This window comes from Pseudomonas sp. ASL4, from assembly GCF_056680395.1.
Map to the genome: position 1 here is coordinate 7,202,297 of NZ_CM155280.1, position 25,746 is coordinate 7,228,042.

A 25,746-nucleotide genomic window follows, 5' to 3' on the forward strand; every position below is an offset into this window, starting at 1 on the left:
GGGAATTCAAATGTCACGCCAACAACTACAATCACCCGTCAGTTCACCGCGCTTGCTCGCCTCTGCGATTGGCATGGCGATCACCGCCGGCTCCGCTGGCCACATGGTTTTCGCTGCTGAAAAGACCGACGACAAGGCTCCGGGCAATGCGATTTCCCTCGACGCCACCAGCGTTGTTGGCGACCAGGAAGACACCTCCTACAAAACCGATACCTCGGCCTCCAAGAAGTACACCGCGCCACTTCGCGAAACGCCAAAAAGCGTGACCGTGATCCCGCAGCAAGTGATCCGCGACACCGGCGCTACCAGTCTGGTCGACGCATTGCGCACCACGCCGGGCATCACCTTTGGTGCCGGCGAAGGTGGCAACCCGGCCGGCGACCGTCCGATCATTCGCGGCTTCAACGCTGAAAGCGATGTGTTCATCGACGGCATGCGCGATCCGGCGTCCCAGAGCCGCGAGATCTTCGACGTTGAATCGGTCGAAATCAGCAAAGGCCCAGGCTCGGCCTTCACCGGCGCCGGCTCCACCGGTGGCAGCCTGAACCTGATCAGCAAGACCGCAAAACTCGGCAATTTCTACAACGGCGGCTTCACCTGGGGCTCGGACCAGACCAAGCGCACCACCCTCGACCTGAACCAGCAGATCAACGACACCTCGGCTTTCCGCCTGAACCTGATGAAGCACGAAGCGAACGTCGCCGGGCGTGACGCCGTGGACGTCAGCCGCTGGGGCGTGGCGCCGACCTTCTCCTTCGGCCTGGGCACCGACACCCGCGTGATCGTCGGTTACTACCACAACGAGAGCAACGATATCCCGGACTACGGCATCCCGTTGACCCTCAGCCCGAACCGCAGCAAGTACCAGGTCGACAAACCAGCCAACGTCAATCGCGACAATTTCTACGGCCTCACCGGTCGCGACTATCGTGAGACCAGTGATGACAGCGGCACCATCAAGATCGAGCACGATCTGAATGATGACCTGACCGTTTCCAACAGTTTCCGCATGTCCCGTTCGACCCTGGACTACATCGTCAGCAACCCTGACGACAGCAAGGGCAACGTGGCCAACGGCAGTGTGTACCGTGGCGCGAAAAGCCGTAACTCGACGTCCAGCGGCTGGGTCAACCAGACCGACCTGAGCGCCAAGTTCAATACCGCCGGTATCGAACACAGCCTGGTCACCGGCCTGGAGTTCTCTTATCAGGACACCCACAACCGCCCATACATCTTGACCTCGACCGCCAGCGGTACCACGTGCAACCGCGCACTGTTCAACTCCGGCGACTGCACCAACCTGTACAAGCCGACGCCTGGGGATAACTGGTCGGGCACCATCACCGACAGCAACGCTTTCACCGACACCGACACCAAAACTGCTGCCGCCTATGTGTTCGACACCCTGAAGTTCAACGAACAATGGTCCCTGAACCTGGGCCTGCGTTACGACAACTACCAGACCGAATCCAGCGGCTACGCCAATGCGGGCCGTACCACGCCAGCGGGCAGTTTCTCCCGGGAGAACACCAGCGACCTGCTGAACTACCAGATCGGCGTGGTCTACAACCCGTTGCCTAACGGCAGCGTGTACGCGGCCTACTCCACCTCCAGCAACCCGGCCGGTGAAACCAGCGGTAACGGCAGCATGGAACTGGCGGCGAACAACAGCGACCTGGAGCCGGAAAAGAACCGCAACTACGAAGTCGGCACCAAGTGGGACTTCTTCGGTGACGACCTGTCGCTGACCGCTGCGCTGTTCCGCACCGAGAAAACCAACGCCCGTATCGACGATCCGGACGGCGCCACCACCCAAGTGCTGGACGGCGAACAAACCGTCAACGGCCTGGAACTGACCTACACCGGCAAACTGACCCGTAACTGGAAAGTCTTCGGCGGCTACACCTACATGGAAAGCGAAGTGGTCAAGACCACCCTCGCGGCCGACAAAGGCAACCATATGCCAAGCACCCCACGGAACAACTTCACCCTGTGGTCGACTTACGACCTGATCCCGGAAAAGTTGACCGTCGGCGGCGGCGCGACCTTCGTCGATTCGCAGTTCGGCAACGTAGCCAACTCGGTGGAGATCCCGTCCTACTGGCGTTACGACGCAATGGCCAGCTACGCCCTGACCAAAAACGTCGACCTGCAACTCAACGTGCAGAACCTGACCGACAAGCGTTATTTTGACCAGGTGTTCCAGACGCACTATGCCCACGTTGCAGCAGGTCGTACTGCACTGCTGAGCGCCAACTTCCACTTCTGATTGCTGGTCACACCGCAATCCCCTGTGGGAGCGGACAACGGCGGTAATCAGCAACAGGCCCCGTTCATCCAGGTGAACGGGGCTTTTGTGCGTAATAAAGAATGTTTCTCGACAACCCACGGCATAATGCGCGCCGTGATGATTACTTTCGAACGAACAAGGCGAGCGACGTGTTGAAGAAAACCCTGTTCCAGTTGCACTGGTTTTTTGGCATCAGCGCCGGGCTGATCCTGGCCTTGATGGGCATCACCGGAGCAACGGTGTCGTTTCAGGATGAAATCCTGCGGGCGTTGAATCCCTCTGTGCTGCAGGTCGAGAAACAGGTCGCCGGCGTCCTCCCGCCCGCCGAACTGGTCGAGCGCATCGAAGCCGCATCCGGCAAAAAAGTCTCGATGCTCTGGGTCGAGACCGACAGCGGCAACGCTGCGCGGGTGATCTTCACGGCGCCGCCGGGCGAGCGTCGCGGCGAGATGCGTTATTTCGACCCGTACACCGCCGAGTTCACGGGCGACGTCACCGGCCAGGACTTCTTCGGCCTGATGCTGCAATTGCACCGCTTCCTTGCGATGGGCGATACCGGGCGGCAAATCACTGGCGCGTGCACGTTGATCCTGGTGTTTTTCTGCCTCTCAGGCCTGTACCTGCGCTGGCCGCGCCAATGGAAGAACTGGCGAGCCTGGCTGACCCTGGACTGGAAGAAAAAGGGCCGCAGCTTCAACTGGGACTTGCACTCGGTGGCGGGCACCTGGTGCCTGGTGTTTTACCTCTTGGCCGCGCTGACCGGGTTGTCCTGGTCTTACGAGTGGTACAACCAAGGTCTGACCAAACTGCTGTCCGACGCACCGCAAAACGAGCGGGTTCGCAACCGCGGGCCGGCGCCGAGCGGTCCTGCGCCGACTGCCGATTACGCCGCGATGTGGAGCAGCATCTACAGCGCCGCCGGCCCGCACTTGTCTGCCTACAACATCCGCATGCCGCCGGTGGCTGGCCAACCGGCCACGGTGTTCTACCTGTTGAATACCTCGCCCCATGACCGCGCGCTGAACCAGATCACCCTGGATCCGGCGACCGGGATCACCAAACGTCATGATCGCTACAGTGACAAGAGCCTCAAGGCGCAATTGCTGACCAGCATTTATGCGCTGCACACGGGCAGTTACTTCGGCATTGTCGGGCGGATCATCCTGACGATCACCGCGCTGACCATGCCGCTGTTTTTCGTCACGGGCTGGTTGCTGTACCTGGATCGTCGACGCAAAAAGCGTCAGATCAAGGACGCGCGCAAAGGCCTGGTGCAACCGGGCGGCGACGCACCTGCCTGGCTGATCGGCTTCGCCAGTCAGAGCGGGTTTGCCGAGCAATTGGCTTGGCAGACTGCCGGGCAATTGCAGGCCGCAGGCTTGCCGGTGAAGGTGCAGCCGCTGGCGAATGTCAGCGAACAGGATCTGCGTGATTCGAGCAATGCACTGTTCGTGGTCAGCACCTTCGGCGACGGCGAAGCACCGGACAGCGCCCGTGGTTTTGAGCGCAAAGTGCTGGGTCGGGCGTTGAGCCTTGAGAGTTTGAACTACGCGGTGCTTGGTCTCGGTGATCGACAGTATCAGCACTTCTGCGGCTTCGCCCGGCGCTTGCACACCTGGCTCGGCGAACACGGCGGCAAGACCCTGTTTGCCCCGGTGGAAGTCGACAGCGGCGACCCCTACGCCTTGCGTCACTGGCAGCAGCAACTTGGCCTGCTGACCGGACAGGCGCCTGTGGATACCTGGCAAGCGCCCAGCTACGACAACTGGACGCTGGCCCGGCGCGAACTGCTCAACCCGGACAGCTGCGGCTCGCCGGTGTACTTGGTGGGTCTGATTGCCCCAAGCACCAGCAGTTGGCTGGCCGGTGATCTGGTGGAAGTCATGCCGCGCAATTGCACGTGGGCGATCGAGCATTTCCTCGATGGCTTGGGGATTGATGGCCGGGCCAGTGTAGAACTCGACGGCCTCTCGCAACCGCTGGATCAAGCCCTCGCCAGTCGACAACTGCCCGAAAACCGGGCACATCTGGTTGGTCTGCACGCCCAGGCATTGGTGCAGGCGTTGGTGCCGTTGGCGATGCGTGAATACTCGATTGCTTCGATTGCCGCCGACGGCGTGCTGGAACTGATCGTGCGTCAGGAACTGCATCCCGACGGCAGTCTCGGCATCGGCTCCGGCTGGCTGACCGAACACGCCCCAGTGGGCGGCAGCATCAGTTTGCGGGTACGGCGCAACAGCGGTTTCCACCTGCCGAACGAACCGGTGCCGATGATCCTGCTGGGCAACGGCACGGGCCTCGCCGGGCTGCGCAGTTTGCTCAAGGCGCGGATTGCCGATGGGCAGCAACGGCATTGGCTGTTGTTTGGCGAGCGCAATCGCGAGCACGACTTCCTGTGTCGCGATGAGCTGGAAGGTTGGCTGATTGAAGGTGACCTGGAGCGGCTGGACCTAGTGTTTTCCCGGGATCAGGCCGAGAAAATCTACGTCCAGGATCGCCTGCGCGAATCCGCCGCCGAGCTGAAAAAATGGCTGGCCGACGGCGCCGTGATCTACATCTGCGGCAGCTTGCAAGGCATGGCTTCGGGCGTGGATCACGTGCTCAACCAAGTGCTGGGGATCGAAGAAGTCGATCGATTGATCGAACAAGGCCGCTACCGCCGCGACGTTTACTGAAAACACACCCTCCCTGTGGGAGCGGGCTTGCTCGCGAAAGCGGTCTGACAGCCAACATCTCTGTTGAATGTTGAGCCGTCATCGCGAGCAAGCCCGCTCCCACAGTTGATCTACGCCCTGCCTGAAAGTATCAAACCGGCGCCAGCTTCTGCTCAAACACACTCACCCCATCCAAATCCCGCAACACCACACTCATCTCCCCGCTCTGCCCATCAATATTCACCTCGCCAAAAAACTGAAACCCGGCAAATGGCGAGGTGTTCTGCGCCGGTGGTGCTTTCTCGAACACCACTTGCGGCCCAAAGGTTTTATCCAGCGGATTAGGCCCGAAGCTCCCGGCATTCAACGGCCCGGCGACAAACTCCCAAAACGGCTCAAAATCCTGAAACGCCGCACGCTCCGGGTGATAGTGATGCGCAGCGCAGTAATGCACATCCGCAGTCAGGAAGACGAAATTGCGCACTTGCTGGGCGCGCAGAAAACCGAGCAACTCGGCGATTTCCAGCTCGCGGCCCTGAGCCGGTCCCGGGTCACCATTGGCCACCGCTTCCCAACGGGTGACACCTGGGCTGACTTCACCATCGGGCACACCGAGACCAATCGGCATGTCGGCCGCGATCACTTTCCATTGCGCGTTTGAAGCTTTCAACGAGGCCTTCAACCAGTCCAGTTGCTCGCGGCCGAGGAACGGCTTCTCCCCGCCCAGGTTGTCGTCATTCGCCCCACGATAACTGCGCATGTCGAGCACGAACACATCAAGCATCGGCCCGTAACTGAGCTTGCGATAAATCCGTCCGCCGTTGTCGGCGGCTTGCAAACGCATCGGCGCGTATTCGAGCCAGGCCTGCCGCGCGCGGCCGACCAGGCTGTGGATATCTTTGCTCTTGTAGCGGTCGTCCAACTGCTTGCCCGGCGACCAGTTGTTGACCACCTCATGGTCGTCCCACTGCCAGATCTGCGGCACTTCAGCGTTGAAGCGGCGGATGTTTTCGTCCATCAGGTTGTAGCGATAGTTGCCGCGATATTCGTCGAGGGTTTCGGCGACTTTGCTCTTGGCTTCGCTGGTGATGTTGCGCCACACCCGACCACTTTCAGTAACAAGCTGTGCCGGCACCGGGCCGTCGGCGTAGATGGTGTCGCCGCTGTGGATAAAGAAGTCCGGCAGGCGCAGGCGCATGGCTTCGTAGATGCGCATGCCACCGATGTCCGGGTTGATGCCGAAGCCCTGGCCGACGGTGTCGCCGCTCCAGACAAAACGAATGTCGCGACGGGCCGTCGGCACGCTGCGCAAGTGGCCGAACCAGGGTTCACTGGCGGCACCACTTTGGGCGTCTTCGAAGTGCACTCGATAGAAAATCGCCTGGTCGGCTGGCAGCCCAGTGAGTTCAACTCGAGCGGTGAAATCGGTGCGGGCGTCGGCCAGTGGCGAGACAAAACGACGCGGGTTGGTGAACAGGCTGCGGGTGTCCCATTCCACCACCATCCGCGCCGGACGGTCGCTGCGACTCCAGACCATCGCTCGGTCGCCCAGTAGATCGCCGGACTGCACGCCGTCGGTGAGTTGCGGCCGATCCTGGACCGAGGCAATCACCGCCGGGGCCAGGCCCGGCAGCAACAAACCAGCGCCGACCGCTTGCATGACACGACGGCGACCGAGGTTGAATTCGCTCATGGTGTTCTCCCTGTAAAAGGGAAACTAAAGCATGTGCGCATGACGCCCGTGTGAAACGCGATCCCCTGTGGGAGCGAGCTTGCTCGCGATAGCGGCGTGTCAGACAACATCAATGCTGAATGTTAAACCGTCATCGCGAGCAAGCTCGCTCCCACAGGGGCTGGGTGTCAGGCCTTGGCTGGTTCCAGAGCCAACTCCACCACTTCCGGTCGCTTGAGCACCGCGTACGCCACCGCAGTCAGCAAACTCCCCGCCACAATCGCCAGCAAATAAAGCAGCGCATGGTTGATCGCATTCGGGATCATCAGCACGAACAACCCACCGTGCGGTGCCATCAACTTGCAGCCGAAGTACATCGACAACGCACCGGTCAGCGCGCCGCCAGCAATGCTCGCCGGAATCACCCGCAACGGGTCTTTGGCGGCAAACGGAATCGCGCCTTCAGAGATAAAGCACAGCCCCAACACCAACGCCGCTTTACCGGCCTCGCGCTCGGTCTGGGCAAATTTTCGCCGGGCAATAAACGTCGCAATCCCAAGACCAATCGGCGGCACCATACCGGCGGCCATAGTCGCGGCCATCGGTGCATAACTCTGCGACGCCAACAGCCCGACCGAGAACGCGTAAGCAGCCTTGTTGATCGGCCCGCCGAGGTCGACGCACATCATGCCGCCGAGCAACACACCGAGCAGAATCGCGTTGGTGGTGCCCATGCTATCGAGGAAGTGCGTCAACGCTTCGAGCATCCCCGCCACCGGTTTGCCGACCACGTAGATCATCACTAACCCGGTGAACAGACTCGCCAGCAACGGGATGATCAGAATCGGTTTCAGCGCTTCAAGGCTCTGCGGCAACCGCGCATAACGATTGATCGCCTGGGCCGCGTAACCGGCGATGAAACCGGCAACGATCCCGCCGATAAAACCGGCGCCCAAGGTACTCGCGAGCAAGCCACCAATCATCCCCGGCGCCAGGCCCGGACGGTCGGCAATGGAGTAAGCGATGTAGCCCGCCAGCAACGGCACCATCAACTTGAACGCAGTCTCGCCGCCGATCTGCATCAGCGCGGCCGCCAGCGTGCCCGGTTCCTTGAACGCGGTGATGCCGAACACAAACGACAGCGCGATCATCAACCCGCCCGCCACCACCATCGGCAGCATGAACGACACACCGGTCAGCAGGTGTTTGTAGACGCCGGTCTTCTCTTGCTTGGCCGGGCCTTTGGCGCCGCTCGAAGCGGTTTCCTGCTTGCCTTCGGCCAGGGCTTTGTTGAGCGTGGCTTCGGCTTGTTTCAACGCGATGCCAGTGCCACAACGGTAAATCTTCTTGCCGGCGAAACGCTCGGTGGCGACTTCGATATCGCAAGCCAGCAGCACCACGTCAGCATCGGCAATCGCTGCGGCACTCAGCGGATTGCGCGCGCCGACCGAGCCCTGGGTTTCCACTTGCAGGTCGTAGCCCAGACGCTTGGCCGCTTGCTGCAAGGCTTCGGCAGCCATGAAGGTGTGGGCAACACCGGTCGGGCACGCGGTGATCGCGACCAGGCGCGGAGCGTTTTTAGCGGCCACGACAGGCTCGGCGACTGCTTCAGCGGCGACGTAAATCTCGGCCTCTTCCGCGCCACGGCGCAGCACGACTTCAACGTCTTGCAGGGCCTGGGCCGGGGTGCTGCGGAATACGCGTTTGCCGACGAATCGGGCCATGTCCACTGGCGCGCTGGTCACCAGCAGCACCCATTCGGCGGACTCAATGGTGGCCGCCGACAACTGGCGTTCCGGATGTGCCGCGTCGTTCACTTCGACGCAAGTGCTCCAGCCCTGACGCTGGGCGGCGGCGTCAAGCAACCGCGCGCACAGCACACTGGTGACCATACCGTTCGGGCAGGCCGTAACAATGGCTAACTTCATGACAACCCCTCTTATTGTTCTGTCAGGAGGCGCACGCGCACGCCCTGTTCGAGCTGCGCCAATTGCGCGGCATCACTGATGCCGAAACCGATCTGCGTGACGGCCATCGCGGCAATCGCCGTGGCGGTGCGCAGGGTCTGTTCAGGCGTGTCGGCACTGAGCAAACCGTGAAGCATGCCGGCCAGCAACGAATCGCCCGCACCCACCGTGCTGGCCACACTGACCTTGGGCGGCGTGGCATGCATCGCCGCGCCGACACTGAACCAGTTCACCCCTTCGGCGCCGTGGGAAATCACTACATGCTCGATACCTTGAGCGTGCAAGCGGCTCGCGGCTTTGGCTTGTGCAGCTACGCAAATCACTTCGCAACCGAGCGCATCCGCAAGCTCTTCGGTGTTGGGTTTGATCAGCCATGGACCGGCCGCCAGCCCTGCACGCAATGCTTCACCGCTGGTGTCCAGCGCCACGTTCAAACCGAGGTTTTTCAAGCGAGCGATCAACGCCTGCAACCATTGCGGGCTAACGCCTCGCGGCAGGCTACCGGCGACGACAACGGCATCATGCCCCGGCGCGATCTGATCCAGTCGGTCCAGCAACGCTTGCTGCGCCGCTTCACTGACTTGCGGGCCTGGGCCGTTGATATCGGTGATGCGCCCGTCGCTTTCCGCCAGTTTGATGTTGCTGCGAGTCTCTCCTGGCACGCGAATGAACGCGTCGACAAAACCGCGTTTGACGAACAGGGTTTCAAACGCCTGAAGATTGTCTTCACCGAGAAAACCGCTGACCGTCAGTTGATGCCCGAGATCGGCCAGCACCTGGGCCACGTTCACGCCTTTGCCAGCGGCGTGGGTGTGCATCTCGTCACTGCGGTTGACCTGACCGGGTTCCAACCGTGGCAACTGGACGGTCAGGTCCAGCGCCGGGTTGAGGGTCAGGGTTAAAATCTTGGCCATTACAGGGCCTCCACTAATGCGCGCACTTCATTGGCGCTGCCCACGATCAGGGCCTGTTGAGCGAGCGTTTGAGTCTGGGCCAGGCTGAGTTCGCGGATACGCGCCTTGACCTCGGCGATGCTGCGGCCGGAGACGCTGAGTTCGTCCACACCGAGGCCGACCAGCACCGGTACCGCCAGCGGGTCCGCCGCCAGTTCGCCACAGACGCCAACCCACTTGCCATGGGCATGGGCCGCGCGCACGGTGATGTCGATCAGTTGCAGCACCGCCGGGTGCAAGCCGTCCGCCTGGGCCGACAAGGTCGGATGCCCCCGGTCGATGGCCAGGGTGTATTGCGTCAGGTCGTTGGTGCCGACACTGAAGAAGTCGACTTCCTTGGCCAGAACCGGCGCCAGCAATGCTGCCGACGGCACTTCGATCATGATCCCCAGTTGCAGGTCTGCCACCGGGATTTCCAGACGCAGGCGCTCGGTCATGTCCCGGGCCTGACGCCACTCATCAACGCTGCCGACCATCGGGAACATGATCCGCAATGGACGGTTGTCCGCCGCACGCAGCAACGCGCGCAACTGCGCTTCCATGATGTGCGGACGTTGCAAGGTCAGGCGAATGCCGCGCACACCGAGGAACGGGTTTTCTTCCTTGGCGATCGGCCAATACGGCAGCGGTTTGTCGCCGCCGACATCAAGGGTACGCACCACCAGCGGACGACCGGCGAGGCCATCGAGGACGCGACGGTATTCAACTTCCTGAGTAGCTTCGTCCGGTGCTTGCGAGTGCGCCATGAAAATCAGTTCGGTACGCAGCAGGCCGATGCCTTCGGCGCCCTGCTCTACCGCACTGGTCACACCGGCGCTTTCGCCGATGTTGGCGAACACTTCGACTGCATGACCGTCGGTGGTCAGCGCCGGTTGGTGGCGTTGTTCGGCCGCCGCTTTTAATCGCTGCTCGCGGGTGTCGCGTTCTTCAGTGGCACGCTGCAAGGTTGCGGCATCGGCGTCGACATGCAGGCGACCGCGTTGCCCATCAATCAGCAACGGCGTGCCCGGTGCCAGCAGCAACACTGCGGCACCGGCGCCGACCAGCGCCGGAATCCCAAGGGCGCGGGCGACGATGGCGCTGTGGGCGGTAGCGCCGCCACGGGCAGTGAGAATGCCGGCCACCCGCGCTGGATCGAGACGGGCGACGTCGGATGGACCGACCTCGTCCATCACCAGAATGTACGGTTGCTCCGGTTCGCTCGGGGTTTCAATGCCGCAAAGTTGCGACAGCACCCGGCGACCGATATCGCGCAAGTCAGCAGCGCGCTCGGCGAGCAAGGCGTCTTGCAGCGATTCCTGTTGTTTAGCGGCGGCTTCGATCACCGCCATCCACGCCGCTTCGGCGCTTTCGCCTTGCTTGAGGCGCGTGTCGACTTCATCGGTCAATTCCGGGTCGTCGAGCATTTCCTGGTGGGTGATGAAAATCTCGCGAATGGCTTTGGATTTGCTGCGTTCGATCAAGCCTTCGATGTCGCGACGGACATCGGTCAGCGCTTGCTTGAGACGCTCGCGCTCGACGGCGGCGGATTCACCGCGCAGCGGATAATCGATGGCTTGCAGTACTTGAATGTGCGCCGGGCCGATGGCGATTCCCGGCGCGGCGGCGATGGCCTGGACCAGGCTGCCGGACTTTGGCGCGAGCAACACTTCGGCGACATCGGCAAACACTTCGCGCTGCTGACTGACGGCTGGCAACGGCTCGACTTCTTCACCGAGACCTTCTTCGATGGCTGCCAGCAACGCCGGCAAGGCATCGGCGGCGATGCTCGGTTCGGCGATGAACTCCAGCACCTGACCGCGACGGGCGCCAAGGCTGAGCAGCTTGCTCAAGCTCTTCACCGACACGGCGCTGTCCTGGCCATCGACGATGCGCACACGAATTTCGCCTTCAAAACTTTTCGCCAGTTGCGCGAGGATCTTCGCCGGGCGCGCATGCAAACCGTGGGCGTTGGCCAGGGCAATGCGCGCGCTCGGCCAGTCGGCAGGCACTTCACCGCCCAGTACTTCAAGGACTTTGCGGCTGCTGGTGGCGCGGCCCAATTCGTGGCCACGGCCTTCGATCAGCAACGCACACAGGCGCTCGAGCAAGGCCTGATGCGCTTCGCCGAGGCTGGCCAAACAGAACAGACCGCTCAACGGCTGACCTAGGTAACGCATCGGTTTGTCCGGCGTGACGAAGGCCAGCCCCGGACGCTTCACGGTTTGCTCGCTGTGCAGCCACCACAGGCCATCGCCCAGGGGCAGCGCTTCGACTTGTTGCAGCACGGCGGAGAAACCATTGCTCACGCAATCGGCCTGACGCAGCAAACGCGCGCCGCGCCAGACCAGTTCTTCGAAGTCATCGGCGGACACACCGAGGCCGATCATCTGGGCGTCCAGCGCCAATTCTTGCGGCGCGCCTTGCAGCAGTTTCAGCAGCGCTTCGGCGGAACTGGCGCGACGCAGGGCCTGGCCCAGATCGGTCTCGCCGAGGGCACGGGTCAGCAGTTGCAGCAGGCGCAGGTGTTCATCGGATTTGGCAGCGATACCAATCGCCAGGTAGACAATGTGGCCATCGCCCCAGTCCACGCCCTCAGGAAATTGCATCAGCCGCACGCCAGTGGAAAACACCTGATCGCGGGTTTCCGGAGTACCGTGGGGGATGGCAATACCTTGACCGAGAAAGGTCGAGCCCTGGGCTTCACGCGCCTGCAAACCGGCGAGATAACCCTCGGCGACCAAGCCATCGGCGACCAGATGTTGGGCCAGCAGGTGCAACGCGGCTGACTTATCCACAGCCGACTGGCCCATGGATATCTGCTCTATGGTGAGCTCGAGCATGCTTTCTCCTTTTTGGCGCCCTTGGGGTGCCAGGTATTGTTTTGAATGTTTCAGCTTAGGCGCTTGATCATGACTTTTGGCAGTTTCGCGGCAGAACCGGCCAAAGGCACCTATAACGTAGAAAATACGCTTGCTGAAACGTTTAATCTAGAAAGTTTGGCACGTTACTCGATAATGTCTCATCCTTGAAGTCCAACTTGTCGGATGCGCTGCGACAATGGTTGCCTGCCTGAATCAGGTAGGATTGGCGAAAATGTCGGGGCAAGCTCGAAAAAACAAGGAAATCCCGAGTTGAAACTCAGTGATATCGCACAGTTGGCCGGTGTGTCCGTAACCACCGCCAGTTATGTCATCAATGGCAAAGCCGCACAGCAACGCATCAGCAGCGCTACCGTCGAGCGTGTGCGTGCCGTGGTTGAGCAACATGGCTTTACACCCAACCCTCAAGCCGCCGGGCTGCGCAGTCGGCATACCCGCACCTTGGGGTTCATCCTGCCGGACCTGGAAAACCCCAGTTACGCGCGGATCGCCAAACTCCTGGAGCAAGGCGCCCGGGCGCGCGGCTATCAGTTGCTGATCGCCAGCTCCGATGATGCACCGGACAGCGAACGGCAACTGCTGAAACTGTTCCGGGCCCGGCGTTGCGACGCCTTGATCGTCGCCAGTTGCCTGCCGACCGATGATGACAGCTATCGCCAGTTGCAGGCCAAAGGCATTCCAATCATCGCCATCGACCGGGTTATGGAACCCGAGCATTTCTGCTCGGTGATCAGTGACGACCGCGAGGCCAGCCTGCAACTGACCCGCAGCCTGCTCGACCCATTGCCCAAGCAAATCGCCCTGATCGGCGCCCGTCCCGAGCTGAGCATCAGCCAGGAGCGGACGGCGGGCTTCAAAGAGGCGCTGGCCGGGTTCAAAGGCGAAATCCTGATCGAACAGGGCGAGTCGTTCAGCCGCGAGTGCGGCAAGCAACTGATGGAAGAATTACTCCAGCGTCTGGGGCATTTGCCGGATGCGCTGGTGACCACGTCCTACGTGCTGCTTCAAGGCGTGTTCGACGCGTTGCACGACTTCCCGCTGAAAACCCGGCCGCTGCGTCTCGGCACGTTCGGCGACACGCAGTTGCTGGATTTCCTGCCGTTGCCGGTCAACGCCATGGCCCAGCAGCATCAGTTGATCGCCGACAAAGCCCTGGAGCTGGCCCTGGCCGCCATCGAACAGTCGGACTACCAACCCGGCGTGCTCGCCATTGCGCGGACGTTCAAGCAGCGCATTCGCCAGGACTGAACCGTGGAGCTGATCGACAGCCACACTCATCTGGATTTTCCGGACTTCGACGCCGATCGCACGGCGTTGTTGGCCGAAAGCCGCGCCCTCGGGGTACGGCGGATGGTGGTGCTGGGGGTTTACCAGGGTAATTGGCAGCGGGTCTGGAACCTGGTTTTGAGTGATCCTGATCTGCATGCAGCGTTCGGCTTGCATCCGGTGTATCTGGATGACCATCGTCCTGAGGACCTGACGGTTCTCGGCGAATGGCTGACTCGGCTGGCCGGTCATCGGCAGTTGTGCGCCGTGGGCGAAATCGGTCTGGACTACTTCATCGAAACCCTTGATCGCGAGCGCCAGCAGGCGTTGTTCGATGCGCAGCTGCAACTGGCGGTGGATTTCAATCTGCCGGCGCTGATTCATGTGCGGCGCAGTCATGCCGCGGTGATAGCTACCCTCAAACGCTTTCGTTTGAAACGCGCAGGCATCATCCACGCCTTCGCCGGCAGCAAGGAAGAGGCGCGGGAATACATCAAGCTTGGTTTCAAACTGGGCCTCGGTGGCGCCGCGACCTGGCCTCAAGCCTTGCGCATGCATCGGGTGCTGGCCGAGTTGCCACTGGACTCGGTGGTACTGGAAACCGACTCCCCGGACATGGCACCTGTCATGTTCCCCGGCCAACGCAACAGCCCGGCGCACTTGCCGGCGATCTGCTCGGCACTGGCCGGCATCATGGCGATCAACCCTGAACAATTGGCCACCGCCAGCACGGCCAATGCCTGCGAGCTGTTCAACTGGTAGTCACGAAAAACCAGTGCGCGCAGGGAAACAGGAATCTGCCCGCCAGAAAAGAGGATAAGTACTACAGATTGTTCGCATTAACGTTGGAACGCATACCCTGTGGGAGCGGGCTTGCTCGCGAATGCGGTTCGTCATTCAGCATGATGGTGACTGACACACCGCATTCGCGAGCAAGCCCGCTCCCACATTGGGGTGTTGATTAGACCCGGAACGCGCAGATCAACTGTTTCAACTCAACCACCTGCGCCGACAATGCGCGGCTGGCATTTTCGGTCTGGTGCGCACCTTCGGCGGTACGCTCGCCGGCACGGTTGATCTCGACGATGTTCTGGTCGATGTCATGGGCCACGGCGGTTTGTTGCTCCACGGCAGCGGCGATCTGCTGGTTCTGGTCGACGATCATACCCACGGCGCCGAGGATGTTTTCCAGTGCTTGCTGGACCTTTTCCGACTGCCCCACGGTGCCGTTAGCCATTTGATGGCTGACGCCCATGGCTTTCACCGCCGCACCGACACCGCCATGGAGCTTGGCGATCATCTGCTCGATTTCTTCGGTCGATTGCTGGGTGCGTTTGGCCAAGGTCCGGACTTCATCCGCCACCACCGCGAAACCACGGCCCTGCTCCCCCGCCCGCGCGGCTTCGATGGCGGCGTTCAGCGCCAGCAGGTTGGTCTGCTCGGCAATGCTTTTGATCACATCCAGCACGCGGCTGATGGACTGGCTGTCGCTGGCCAGTTGATTGATCACCATCACCGACTGATCGATCTCGCCAGCCAGTGCCGCAATGCTGCCCTGCTGGGACTCCACCAGCCCACGACCGTTGAGGGTCTCGTCATTGACGCTGTGGGCGCTGCTGACTGCCGCCGCCGCGCTGCGTGCCACTTCCAGCGATGTGGCTGACATCTGGTTCATGGCAGTGGCGACCTGTTCGATCTGCGTCCGCTGCCCGGCCACGGCCTGATTGCTCTGGGCGGAAACGCTTTCCACTTGCCCGGCCTGGCGCTCGACTTCGCTGACGGTCTGGCCGACCCGCTCGATCAAGTCGTGGATTTTCTTCACCGTCCCGTTGAACACCTCGCCCAACTCACCCAACTCATCGCGGCTGTGGGCGCTGAACGTCACGGTCATGTCGCCGGCCGCCACTTTATCCATCACCGCGCCCAGGCGCTTGAGGGTGGTGCGGGTCGAGGCGTAAAAGCCGCCGTAGAGATAGAAGATCAACACAAACACCACCGACAGCGCTACGGCCTGCAAGACCATGTGCGTGCGGTTCTGCTCCAGCCGCTGCTGCAACTGGGTGCCGAGAAACGTCAGGGTGGCTTCATTGAGCTGGTAAGTCTGGTCCATCAGGCCGGTGACCTGATCGTAAAATCCCTGCCACGGTGCATCAAGCGTGTCGGCCACAACCACCTGCGTTTCGAACAGCTCGCCGGCCTTTTTCAGCGAGGCCTTGCTGCTCTCAGCCTGAGCGGCCAGGGTGTCGTGCGCCGCTTGGCTTGCGCCCAACGCATCGTGCAACTTCAACCCGTATTCGGCTTGGAGCTTTTCGATCTGCGCCAGCAACTCGTCGAAACGGGTGCTTGACGCCGAATTGAGAAAGCCCTGCCCCAGCGAAAATGAGCCCATCGCCCGGCCTTCGCCCAGAATCTGGGTCACCGGCGGGGTGACGCTGGTGATGAGTTCACTGAGCTGGCGCATGTCGCTCTGGGTGTCACGACTCAGGCCGGCCTGGCTGGCGATGATCTGGCTGAAAACCTGCGCGTTGCCGAGCAACTTGCCAATCAGCGCACTTTTGCTTTGTAGGGAATTTTCCGCTTGCTGGGCCTTGAACGCGGCGATCATTTCATCGCGTTTGCCATCGAAGACTTTGATCTGTTCCGGGTCGGTGCTCATGGCCACCAGACCTTGCAAGCGAGTCAGAATGCTTTGTCCCAGCGCCGTGATCTTCGACTCCACATCACCGGCCTTGCCGGACTGACCGAGGGTGACGTTGATCTGCACCAGGTTGTTCAGGGTTTCCAGATCCCGCCGAAGGGTCAGGCTGCTGCCCAGCAGGTCGAGGCTTTGCAGTTCGACCTGGGTGCCCTGGAATTCGCGATAAGAATCGCGCACCAGATAGAAGTTGGTCACCAGCATCGGCACCAGGAACAGCACGCTGATCAGGCTGAACTTCATGCCGAAGCTCAGACGGTTCATCAGCGCGACAGCGGGATAGAGCAAGCTCTTCACTGTGAAGTCTCCCTTTTGATTTCTTATTTTTATTGGCAGGCGCGCAGCGACAGCAGATAGCCACTATTTGGCGCTATGTCTGTATAGCTCAAATCGAAGGGAGGTTTTGTAACTTAAGGTTAACGGGAGGATGCCGTGATCGAGGTTGATGAAACCCTTGTGGCGAGGGGGCTTGCCTGTGGCGAGGGAGCTTGCTCCCGCTCGGCTGCGAAGCAGTCGCAAAATGAGCGGGCGAGGTTTCCTGATCAATCACCTTGGCAGGTTTCGGGGGCGCTTCGCACCCCAGCGGGAGCAAGCTCCCTCGCCACAATGAAGTTCACTTCAGATTTGAGGTGGTTAAGGCAACACCGTCCACAACGCAAACCCGGCATACCAGAGCACCGCCGCCCGCAGCAGCAATTCCCAGATGCGATCCAGGCTGTTGATGCCGTCGGGGCCGACCATCGGCGCTGGTATCTCACCGGCCACCAGCCCGACCTTTTCGATCAACTGGGCGGCGCTGATGTTCCAGTTCAGCAACTCGTGCAGCATCACCCGCCCGACCGCAACAAAGTTACCGACCAAGGCAAAACTCGCCGCCAGCAACCGCACGGGCACCCAATCGAAGGCATGGCGCAATTGCGCAGCACGCTCAGCCACCGCCGGGTTCTGGCTATGCTCTTCGGCCAGCGCGAGCAAGCGATAGCTCAGCGCAGCTACCGGGCCCAGCAGGAAGTACCAGAAAATAACCGCGAAAAAGCTTTGGTAGGCCTCCCAAATCAGATGGGCCTGAACCCGCTCCAGCAGTTGCTCGCCATTGTCAGCGCAGATGTCCAGGTCACGCTTGGCCACGTGTGCAGCGGCTTGCAGGTCTTCGCGGCGCCAGGCATCGCGAAACGGTCCGAGACCCGCCAGCAGATCACCACGCCCCAGGCTGTAAATCACCACCAACAGGTGCACCGGCAGCGCCAGCAAGCCATAAGCCAAAGGCTCCAGGACCAGCAACAGCAAACCGAGCAGCGCCACCGGCAACAACACCAACAGCACCAATACCAGCCACGGACGGTCTTTCAGACGCGGGCTGGCCTCAAGCTTGTGCAACTCGCGGACCCAACCACCATCACGCTGAACCCGATGACGCAGGGCCGAGAACTTCTCGATCCAGACCGCCAACAGCAACACCAGAAAACTCATTGTTGTTCCTCTTTTGCCAGAGCGGCGCGATAGCGTGTCCAGTCGAACGCCGGTCCCGGATCGGTTTTGCGCCCGGGTGCGATGTCGCTATGCCCGCAAATGCGCTGCGCGGTAATGCCGGTGAACGTGTTTTGCAACTGGCGGGTCAGTGTCGTCAATGCTTGATACTGCGCGTCCGTAAAGGGCAGATCATCCGTACCTTCGAGCTCGATGCCCACGGAAAAATCATTACAGACTTCCCGCCCCTCAAAATTCGAGACACCGGCATGCCAGGCACGCTCAAGACAGGAGACAAACTGAGTGACGGTGCCGTCACGCTCGATCAGAAAATGCGCAGACACCCGCAGGTCAGCAATCCCCTCAAAGTAGGGATGCTCCGTGACATCCAGACGATTCTGGAAAAATTCCTGCACCTTGCCGGTGGCGAACTGCGCCGGCGGCAGGCTGATGTTGTGGATCACCAGCAGGGAAATTTCATCCGTGGGGCGCGCATTGAAGTTGGGCGAGGGGCATATGTTTACGCCCTGGCACCAACCGCTCGCGGGGTCCAACTGCATACAGGTTCCTTCAACGACGACCGTGTTGGCGCCCAGTATGCCGCGATAGACCCTCTGCGCGCGATCACTTGCCGTGATTGAGACGCCGCAAGTTGCCAATCACCGATTCCAGAGCCCGATCGAACAGCAACGTATCGTCCAGCGCACGCACCGCACCACGGCGAAACTCCAGGGCCAGACCGATACGGTTGCGCTCCAACACTTTCATCCCGGTGCGGTTGACGAAGATGTACTTGCCGGTGGCGTCAATGACCGCCGCCAGCTTGCAACGCAAGGTGTTTTCTTCGTCTTCCTGAAACTCGACCCAGCAGCCCAGGCGCAGCTGATCTACCTGGAGCAGGCCAATATCGTCCGCCGGCAAACGTACCGACGCCGTGTCGACCGGACCTTCATCGGCAGTACGCAAGACGATTTCCTCCCGCACTTCGACCATCACTGGCTCATCGCGGGGTGTCGTCTGTTCCGGTGTCCGGGCTGGCCGCTCGAACAGTTGAACGTGCAAGGCTTCCAGCTCACTGAAGAATTCACTGGTGGCAAACGGGTCGAACGCCGAACTGCTCAGGCCATCACGCAGGGATTTGAGCAGCCCCGGCACCAGCGACAGCAGACGCAGGCTCGCGTCGGCTTCGTCGTGACGCTGCACGCTCCAGATCAATTGCGCCATGGTTTGCACATCGGCGTGCCATTCGGCGGACTGATCGCCGTGCTTGAGGTAAGTCAGCAACAGCAGCTTGCTCCAGGCGTCCTGGACGAATACCACCACGCCTTGCGGGAGCAGCTTGCCCAACAAGGCCTCATTCAGCGCCCGTTCGACCCGCTGACGCGCCAATTCAGTCTTGGCCCGGCCTTCTTCGGCGTCCCGGGTGCGCTGTTCCAGCAGCTCGCTGCGACGGCGTTCATCACTGGTAAACGCCAGAAAGTCCGCCAGCAACTCGGAGAAAATCGCCGGGTCGTCGACAAAGTCATTCAACAGCCGCTGCACCACTTGCTCAATGCGCAGGTACAACGAATCGCGCTCATGATCGTCACACTGGCCCCAACCCATGGCCGCGGTGGCGATTTCATTGAGCAGACGTCGCGCCGGGTGGCTGCTGCGGCTGAAAAAGCTCTTGTCGAGCACCGCGACCTTCAGCATCGGGATCTGCAAGCGCCCGATAAGCGCCTTGAGCGAATCCGGCAGGTTACGGTCATCGAGAATGCATTCGAAGAGCATGGCGATCAGGTTGATCACGTCTTCGTCGGCCACCCCGACCACCCGCGACTTGCCGCTTTTTACGCTGACGCGGGTTAACAGTTGTTCGAGTTGGTTGCGCAGGTCAAAGTCGTCCTGAGCTGCCAGGGCCGGCACGTATTGCTGCAAGTGCGACAGCAGGCGCAGCAAGTCGCGGGTGGAAATCGGCTGGGCCTGGGCACTGAGCTCAAGCGTCGGCGCGACGCTGCCACGCACGTGGAAAAGCAGTTCCTGCAAGGCGGCGAAGACTTCCTGGACACCGTCATCAATCTGCGTATTGCCGGACCGGACAACCGCTTCGACCGGTTCGGCATGGGCACTGGCCGCCGCACGGTCAGCAGCACGCCGCGCCGGGGCCGGCTTGAGCTCGGGCAGCACGCCGGTGGCGATCAGCAATTGGTTGGCTTCGGCGTAGAGCTGATCGGCGCTGCTGAGCACATAGCGCTCGAACAGTTTGAGAATGATCAGCTTGACCTTGATCTCCACGCCCAGATTGCGCCCGGACTGCAGAAAATACTCGCACAGCATCGCCGGGCCCATCGGGTTGTGCTGTTCGAGCAACTCCTTGCCCAACAACACGCTGAGTCGGGTGGTCAGTTGATCGAGGGCGAACCCTTCGCGGTTGAGTACTTTGCTGACCATCGCCTCCACCGCAACGTTGCGCTCCAGGTCGTCATTGGGCAGCGATGCATTAGCATCGAACGCCAATGCCTGGGGCAAGGTCGAGTGAGTGATGTCGTACTGAGTGAGGCTGACGAATGCCTCAAAAAACTGTTCGAGAAAGCCGCGTTCAATGCTTTTACGCTTGAGGCGCAAGTCGCGCATGGCTTCGAAAAAGAGGTTCTGCTCGACGTCGTTGCGGGCCCGGTCGGCCATTTCGAACAGCGTGTCATCTGCATTATCGAACAGCTCCTGCAAACCATGCCTGAGTAACTGAGCAGCCTTGTCGCGAACCTGAAGCAGAATCACAGGCAGGCGGGCGAGCGGCGAGTGGGTCGCCTGATCGGTAGCCGCCTTGTGCAAAGGCACTACATTCCCGTCGTTGTGCATCCAAGCCTCCTGAAACGGTGATTCTTCGGTTCGGTAAGAAAGATCGACGGCGGGTGCAAGCCTCACGGGCGGTGCTCAACGGGGATCACCGCCCACCCGCTGTCATTCAATAATCGGGGACCCAAAGGGACGTCAAAGCTATGACGTCAAATGCAAGGCGAATTATCTGTAAAACACACGGCTTGTGCCAGCAGACTCTGCGCTTCTCATTGAAATAGACGTACAAGGCAGACCCCTGCTTAACGCCAAATGCTCAGGCGAATCGACCAAATGCAGGTTTCAGAGCGATGTGAACACCGTGGATGCCTTGGGTTGGTTCGCGCCATGGCCCTATAATCGAGCCACTTAGTTTGTGGAGCCCGTTATGCCGAATCTACGTCTCGCCGATTTGACCGCCGAAATCGAAGCCAACGTGCGCCGTGCGTTGCTCGAAGATATCGGCAGCGGCGACATCACCGCACAGCTGATCCCGGCCGAACGCCTGGCCAAAGCCACCATCATCACCCGCGACGCGGCCGTCATTGCCGGCACTGCTTGGGTTGACGCCGTTTTCCGGCAGTTGGACCCACGGGTTGCGGTGCACTGGCAGGTGCGCGATGGCGAACGGGTGCAGCCCAACCAGCCGCTGTTTCACCTCGAAGGCCCGGCGCGTTCGCTGCTGACGGGTGAGCGCTGTGCGCTGAATTTCCTGCAATTGCTGTCAGGCGTGGCAACGCGCGCGCAATTTCTGGCGGATTTCGTCGCCGAGACTCAGGTAAAGCTGCTCGACACCCGCAAAACCCTGCCGGGGCTGCGTCTGGCGCAGAAGTATGCCGTGACTTGCGGCGGCTGCCACAACCACCGTATTGGTCTGTATGACGCCTTCCTGATCAAGGAAAACCATATCGCGGCCTGCGGCGGCATTCCTGAAGCGATCAAGGCCGCGCACAAGATCGCCCCAGGCAAGCCCGTGGAAATCGAAGTGGAAAGCCTGGATGAGCTGAAAGAGGCCCTGGCGGCCGGTGCCGATATCATCATGCTCGACGAACTGAGCCTGGATGACATGCGTGAAGCGGTGCGCCTGAACGGCGGCAAGGCAAAACTGGAGGCCAGCGGCGGTATCAACGAAAGCACGTTGCTGCCGATTGCCGAAACCGGGGTTGATTACATTTCGATTGGTGCGATGACCAAGGATGTAAAAGCCGTCGACCTATCGATGCGGCTCAGCCTCTGATTGAAAAATGTGGGAGCGGGCTTGCTCGCGAAAGCGGTGAGTCAGACGATAAAAATCGTCGACTGATACACCCTCTTCGCGAGCAAGCCCGCTCCCACAGGTCAGACCACCAGATTATTGTCCTCGCAGTACTGTTCCCACTTGACACCCAATACTTCGGCCGCCTCTTTGTGCAGAACCAGGCGTGCCGCCTCGAACTCTTCAGGACTTGAGGTGTACTTGAGCGTCAGCTCCCAAGGCTGCAAGCCTTGCGATTCCGCTTCATCCTCGAACGCCCATTGGACCTGGTCTTTCTGATCGTCGGCGGGCAGGTCCTTGATCTCTTCGGCTAGCTGGGGCGACTCCAGCAAGTACTTCTTGAGCGCTTCTTCGTGTCTGGCTTCTTGGGTCAATTCTTTAACGGTCATGTCGTTCTCGCTGATCTGGGGAATGGAAGATGGATCTGGATCATCAAGGATCTCTCTGACGCAAAAAACCGCGTGAAGCCTGGTTTGTCTGGCCTTCAGAACCATTCGGGATCATCTGAAAACAGCTCGGTGGTGCTCATGCAAGCTCCGAATATAGGACCTTTAGCTGACGATTTATATGCATGTTTACATCAAATCTACAAAAAACCGATTGCCGTCACTGACCACGCTTATTTTGTGAGGCCCACAGGAACATGTTTCAGAAAACGAAGTCATAGCGATGTGCCATATAGGCACTTCACAAGGAATTCAGGTGATGCGCAATTTTCCAAAGCTTCCGTCTACCCTGTTTGCAACTGGCATGGCTGCCCTGCTGCTCGGCAACCTGGCACTGGCCAATACGGCTCAGGCTATCGAGCTTAGCTCCGACAACCCTTCGCTCAACGACACGCTCACCGCCACCCACACCTCATATGGCAAAACCGTACTGGTCAGAACCAATCTGGAAGTCAGTGAGCTGGAAAAATTACCAGGCATCGTTAAAACCAATACAGCTGAAATCGACAACCTGAAGAAAACCGTCAGCGAACAAGCGCGCCTCATCGAAGAACTCAGACGCAACACCGGCACAAACGTCGGTTCGAGCACCAGTGAAATAACCACCCTCAAGCGTACCGCCGAGGAACAGAATAAAGACCTCAAAGACCTCACCAGGCAACTGGAGGAGCTCAAGCGCAATAACGGCTCAAGTTCAAGCTCCAGCTCGACTGAACTGTCCAATCTCAAGCGCACCGTCGAGGAGCAGGATAACGGCCTGAAAAAACTCGCCTCGCAGATGGACGATCTCAAGCGCAATAACGGCTCAAGTTCAAGCTCCAGCTCTAGTGAAGTGAGCGACCTCAAGCGCAGTGTCAGCGAACAACAGAATGGCCTTAAAGATATTGCCCGTCAGGTGGATGATCTCAAGCGCAACGCCGGATCGAGTTCCAGCTCAAGCTCCAGTGACCTGTCCAGCGTGAAGCAAAAGGTCAGTGAACAGGGCAATCAACTGGATCAGCTCAAACGCTCCGTCGAGGATCTGAGCCGGAAGGTGAAATAGCAGTAATTCTTTGCCCGAGACAGGAATCGAACCTGCGACCTTCGCGTTACGAGTGCGCTGCTCTACCGGCTGAGCTACACGGGCGGTGAGCTAAACCTAGCACAGGTTCGGAGTGTCGCAACCGCGAGTACCTTCCCGGATTATCGCAGGCAAAAAAAGGCCCCGCAGTTTTCACTGCGGGGCCTTTTTTACAACGTTGAAGCGGTCAAGCGAGGGGTGTCTTAAACGCCCGACGCCTTGGCTGCTGCTACGTCTTTGATGGACAGCTTGATACGGCCGCGGTTGTCCACGTCCAGTACCAGTACTTCCACTTCCTGGCCTTCTTTCAGGATGTCGGTCACTTTCTCAACGCGAGCGTCGCTCAACATGGAGATGTGAACCAGACCGTCCTTGCCAGGCAGGATGTTGACGAATGCGCCGAAGTCGACGATGCGCTCAACCTTACCGACGTAGATCTTGCCGATTTCAGCTTCTGCGGTGATGCCCAGAACGCGCTGACGTGCAGCTTCAGCAGCTTCCTTGGTTTCGCCGAAGATCTTGATCGAGCCGTCGTCTTCGATATCGATCGAAGCCTTGGTCTCTTCACAGATCGCACGAATGGTCGCGCCGCCTTTACCGATAACATCACGGATTTTGTCGGTGTCGATTTTCATCGCGATCATGGTCGGAGCATTTTCCGACAACTCGGTGCGGGACTGACCAATGATCTGGTTCATCTGACCGAGGATGTTCAGGCGCGCTTCCAGGGCTTGGCCCAGAGCGATTTCCATGATTTCTTCGGTGATGCCTTTGATCTTGATGTCCATCTGCAGCGCGGTAACACCTTTGGCGGTACCGGCTACTTTGAAGTCCATGTCGCCGAGGTGGTCTTCGTCACCCAGGATGTCGGTCAGGATGGCGAATTTCTCGCCTTCTTTAACCAGACCCATGGCGATACCGGCAACCGGTGCCTTCATCGGAACGCCGGCATCCATCAGGGCCAGGGAAGCGCCGCAGACCGAAGCCATGGAGCTCGAACCGTTGGACTCGGTGATTTCCGACACAACACGAATGGTGTACGGGAACACGTCGGCAGCAGGCAGCATGGCTGCAATCGAACGACGGGCCAGACGGCCGTGACCGATTTCGCGACGACCAGCGCCACCCATGCGACCACACTCACCTACCGAAAACGGAGGGAAGTTGTAGTGCAGCATGAACGGGTCTTTTTTCTCGCCTTCCAGGGTGTCCAGCAGTTGTGCGTCACGGGCGGTGCCCAGTGTTGCAACAACCAGAGCCTGGGTTTCGCCACGGGTGAACAGTGCCGAACCGTGGGTCTTTGGCAGAACACCGACTTCGATGTTCAGAGGACGTACGGTCTTGGTGTCGCGGCCGTCGATACGTGGCTTGCCGTTTACGATATTTTCGCGAACGGTGCGGTATTCGATTTCGCCGAAAGCAGCTTTGACTTCGCTGGAAGAAGGCTGGCCTTCTTCACCGGACAGCTTGGCAACAACCTGGTCTTTCAGCTCACCCAGGCGAGCGTAACGGTCGGCCTTGATGGTGATGGTGTAAGCCTGGGAGATCGCGTCGCCGAACTCGGCACGGATGGCGCCCAGCAGAGCGGTGGCTTCTGGCTGTGGAGTCCAGGTCCAGGTTGGCTTGGCCGCTTCGGCAGCCAGTTCTTTAACGGCGTTGATCACAACCTGGAACTCGTCGTGAGCAAACAGTACCGCGCCCAGCATCTGGTCTTCGGTCAGCTCTTTGGCTTCCGATTCAACCATCAACACAGCTTCCGAAGTACCGGCAACGACCATGTCCAGGCTCGAAGCTTTCTGTTGTTCGTAAGTCGGGTTCAGCAGGTAGCCGGTGCTTTCGTGGAACGCAACGCGTGCACAGCCGATAGGGCCATCGAAAGGAATGCCGGAGATGGCCAGGGCAGCCGAGGTACCGATCATCGCAGCGATGTCCGGATCGGTCTTCTTGCTGGTGGAAACGACGGTGCAGACAACCTGCACTTCGTTCATGAAGCCTTCTGGGAACAGCGGACGGATCGGACGATCGATCAGTCGGGAAGTCAGGGTTTCTTTCTCGGAAGGACGGCCTTCGCGCTTGAAGAAACCGCCAGGGATCTTACCGGCAGCGTAAGTCTTTTCCTGGTAGTGAACGGACAGAGGGAAGAAGCCCTTGCCTGGATCGGCTTGCTTGGCACCAACGACGGTCACCAATACGCTGACGTCGTCGTCAACGGTGACCAATACTGCGCCGGAGGCCTGACGGGCGATACGGCCAGTCTCGAGGGTAACGGTCGACTGACCGAACTGGAATTTTTTGATTACCGGGTTCACGGTGTCCTACCTTCTTTGTGGCTCTTGGGGAACT

General features: G+C 60.2%; 16 protein-coding genes, 1 tRNA gene and 1 pseudogene. 6 read left to right on the forward strand and 12 right to left on the reverse strand.

Going from position 1 to position 25,746, the window contains the following annotated elements; translation table 11 throughout:
* Positions 1-10: 10 nt before the first annotated feature.
* Together AC1MEW_RS33015 and AC1MEW_RS33020 are read left to right on the forward strand one after the other, a co-directional pair.
* Positions 11-2,269: a TonB-dependent receptor gene (locus tag AC1MEW_RS33015; protein WP_480424950.1), complete on the forward strand. Its 2,259-nt coding sequence runs from the start codon at positions 11-13 to the stop codon at positions 2,267-2,269.
* A 170-nt stretch (positions 2,270-2,439) separates the two neighbouring features.
* Positions 2,440-4,965, forward strand: a complete 2,526-nt coding sequence (locus tag AC1MEW_RS33020; protein WP_201200508.1) for a PepSY domain-containing protein — start codon at positions 2,440-2,442, stop codon at positions 4,963-4,965.
* Between the two features lie 130 nt (positions 4,966-5,095).
* Here AC1MEW_RS33020 and AC1MEW_RS33025 read toward each other — a convergent pair whose 3' ends face one another.
* The 4 genes from AC1MEW_RS33025 to ptsP all read right to left on the reverse strand — a co-directional run bounded on the left by AC1MEW_RS33025 (position 5,096) and on the right by ptsP (position 12,358).
* Complete coding sequence (locus tag AC1MEW_RS33025; RefSeq protein WP_480424952.1) at positions 5,096-6,637, reverse strand: alkaline phosphatase D family protein; 1,542 nt, start codon at positions 6,635-6,637, stop codon at positions 5,096-5,098.
* A gap of 167 nt (positions 6,638-6,804) precedes the next feature.
* On the reverse strand, positions 6,805-8,544 hold the full coding sequence (locus tag AC1MEW_RS33030) for a PTS fructose-like transporter subunit IIB (protein ID WP_201200501.1): 1,740 nt from the start codon (positions 8,542-8,544) through the stop codon (positions 6,805-6,807).
* An 11-nt stretch (positions 8,545-8,555) separates the two neighbouring features.
* Complete coding sequence (pfkB, locus tag AC1MEW_RS33035) at positions 8,556-9,497, reverse strand: 1-phosphofructokinase (protein WP_201200499.1); 942 nt, start codon at positions 9,495-9,497, stop codon at positions 8,556-8,558.
* A complete protein-coding gene (ptsP, locus tag AC1MEW_RS33040) occupies positions 9,497-12,358 on the reverse strand; it encodes a phosphoenolpyruvate--protein phosphotransferase (protein ID WP_480424954.1) in 2,862 nt (953 codons plus the stop codon). Before ptsP ends, pfkB begins: the two co-directional genes overlap by 1 nt.
* A gap of 291 nt (positions 12,359-12,649) precedes the next feature.
* Between ptsP and cra the strand changes: the two genes are divergently transcribed.
* The gene (gene cra / locus AC1MEW_RS33045; RefSeq protein WP_201200495.1) at positions 12,650-13,645 is read left to right on the forward strand and encodes a catabolite repressor/activator; all 996 of its coding nucleotides are present in this window, start codon (positions 12,650-12,652) and stop codon (positions 13,643-13,645) included.
* Positions 13,646-13,648: 3 nt separating this feature from the next.
* Positions 13,649-14,425 carry a TatD family hydrolase gene (locus tag AC1MEW_RS33050; protein ID WP_480424955.1) on the forward strand — a complete coding sequence of 259 codons (777 nt, stop codon included), beginning with the start codon at positions 13,649-13,651 and terminating at the stop codon, positions 14,423-14,425.
* A gap of 199 nt (positions 14,426-14,624) precedes the next feature.
* On the opposite strand, the gene AC1MEW_RS33055 is transcribed toward AC1MEW_RS33050, so the two are convergent.
* The 5 genes and pseudogenes from AC1MEW_RS33055 to AC1MEW_RS33075 form a co-directional block, all read right to left on the reverse strand.
* Positions 14,625-15,554, reverse strand: coding sequence for a methyl-accepting chemotaxis protein (locus AC1MEW_RS33055; RefSeq protein ID WP_480427379.1), 930 nt, complete (start codon positions 15,552-15,554; stop codon positions 14,625-14,627).
* Positions 15,531-16,622: pseudogene (locus AC1MEW_RS33060) on the reverse strand (methyl-accepting chemotaxis protein); the annotation flags it as partial. The pseudogene AC1MEW_RS33060 and the gene AC1MEW_RS33055, both read right to left, overlap by 24 nt.
* A gap of 369 nt (positions 16,623-16,991) precedes the next feature.
* Positions 16,992-17,828: a regulatory signaling modulator protein AmpE gene (ampE, locus tag AC1MEW_RS33065; RefSeq protein ID WP_201256486.1), complete on the reverse strand. Its 837-nt coding sequence runs from the start codon at positions 17,826-17,828 to the stop codon at positions 16,992-16,994.
* Positions 17,825-18,385 carry a 1,6-anhydro-N-acetylmuramyl-L-alanine amidase AmpD gene (gene ampD / locus AC1MEW_RS33070; protein ID WP_201200486.1) on the reverse strand — a complete coding sequence of 187 codons (561 nt, stop codon included), beginning with the start codon at positions 18,383-18,385 and terminating at the stop codon, positions 17,825-17,827. Before ampD ends, ampE begins: the two co-directional genes overlap by 4 nt.
* Positions 18,386-18,449: 64 nt before the next feature.
* Complete coding sequence (locus tag AC1MEW_RS33075; protein ID WP_480424956.1) at positions 18,450-20,666, reverse strand: DUF1631 domain-containing protein; 2,217 nt, start codon at positions 20,664-20,666, stop codon at positions 18,450-18,452.
* A 364-nt stretch (positions 20,667-21,030) separates the two neighbouring features.
* Between AC1MEW_RS33075 and nadC the strand changes: the two genes are divergently transcribed.
* On the forward strand, positions 21,031-21,879 hold the full coding sequence (nadC, locus tag AC1MEW_RS33080; protein ID WP_201200483.1) for a carboxylating nicotinate-nucleotide diphosphorylase: 849 nt from the start codon (positions 21,031-21,033) through the stop codon (positions 21,877-21,879).
* A gap of 101 nt (positions 21,880-21,980) precedes the next feature.
* On the opposite strand, the gene AC1MEW_RS33085 is transcribed toward nadC, so the two are convergent.
* Positions 21,981-22,286: a DUF6388 family protein gene (locus tag AC1MEW_RS33085; RefSeq protein WP_480424958.1), complete on the reverse strand. Its 306-nt coding sequence runs from the start codon at positions 22,284-22,286 to the stop codon at positions 21,981-21,983.
* Between the two features lie 316 nt (positions 22,287-22,602).
* On the opposite strand from AC1MEW_RS33085, the gene AC1MEW_RS33090 reads away from it, so the two are divergent.
* The gene (locus tag AC1MEW_RS33090; RefSeq protein WP_322270529.1) at positions 22,603-23,385 is read left to right on the forward strand and encodes a hypothetical protein; all 783 of its coding nucleotides are present in this window, start codon (positions 22,603-22,605) and stop codon (positions 23,383-23,385) included.
* Positions 23,386-23,396: 11 nt separating this feature from the next.
* On the opposite strand, the gene AC1MEW_RS33095 is transcribed toward AC1MEW_RS33090, so the two are convergent.
* Positions 23,397-23,469, reverse strand: a tRNA-Thr gene (locus AC1MEW_RS33095).
* Positions 23,470-23,606: 137 nt separating this feature from the next.
* Complete coding sequence (gene pnp, locus AC1MEW_RS33100; protein ID WP_046045794.1) at positions 23,607-25,712, reverse strand: polyribonucleotide nucleotidyltransferase; 2,106 nt, start codon at positions 25,710-25,712, stop codon at positions 23,607-23,609.
* Positions 25,713-25,746: the final 34 nt, after the last annotated feature.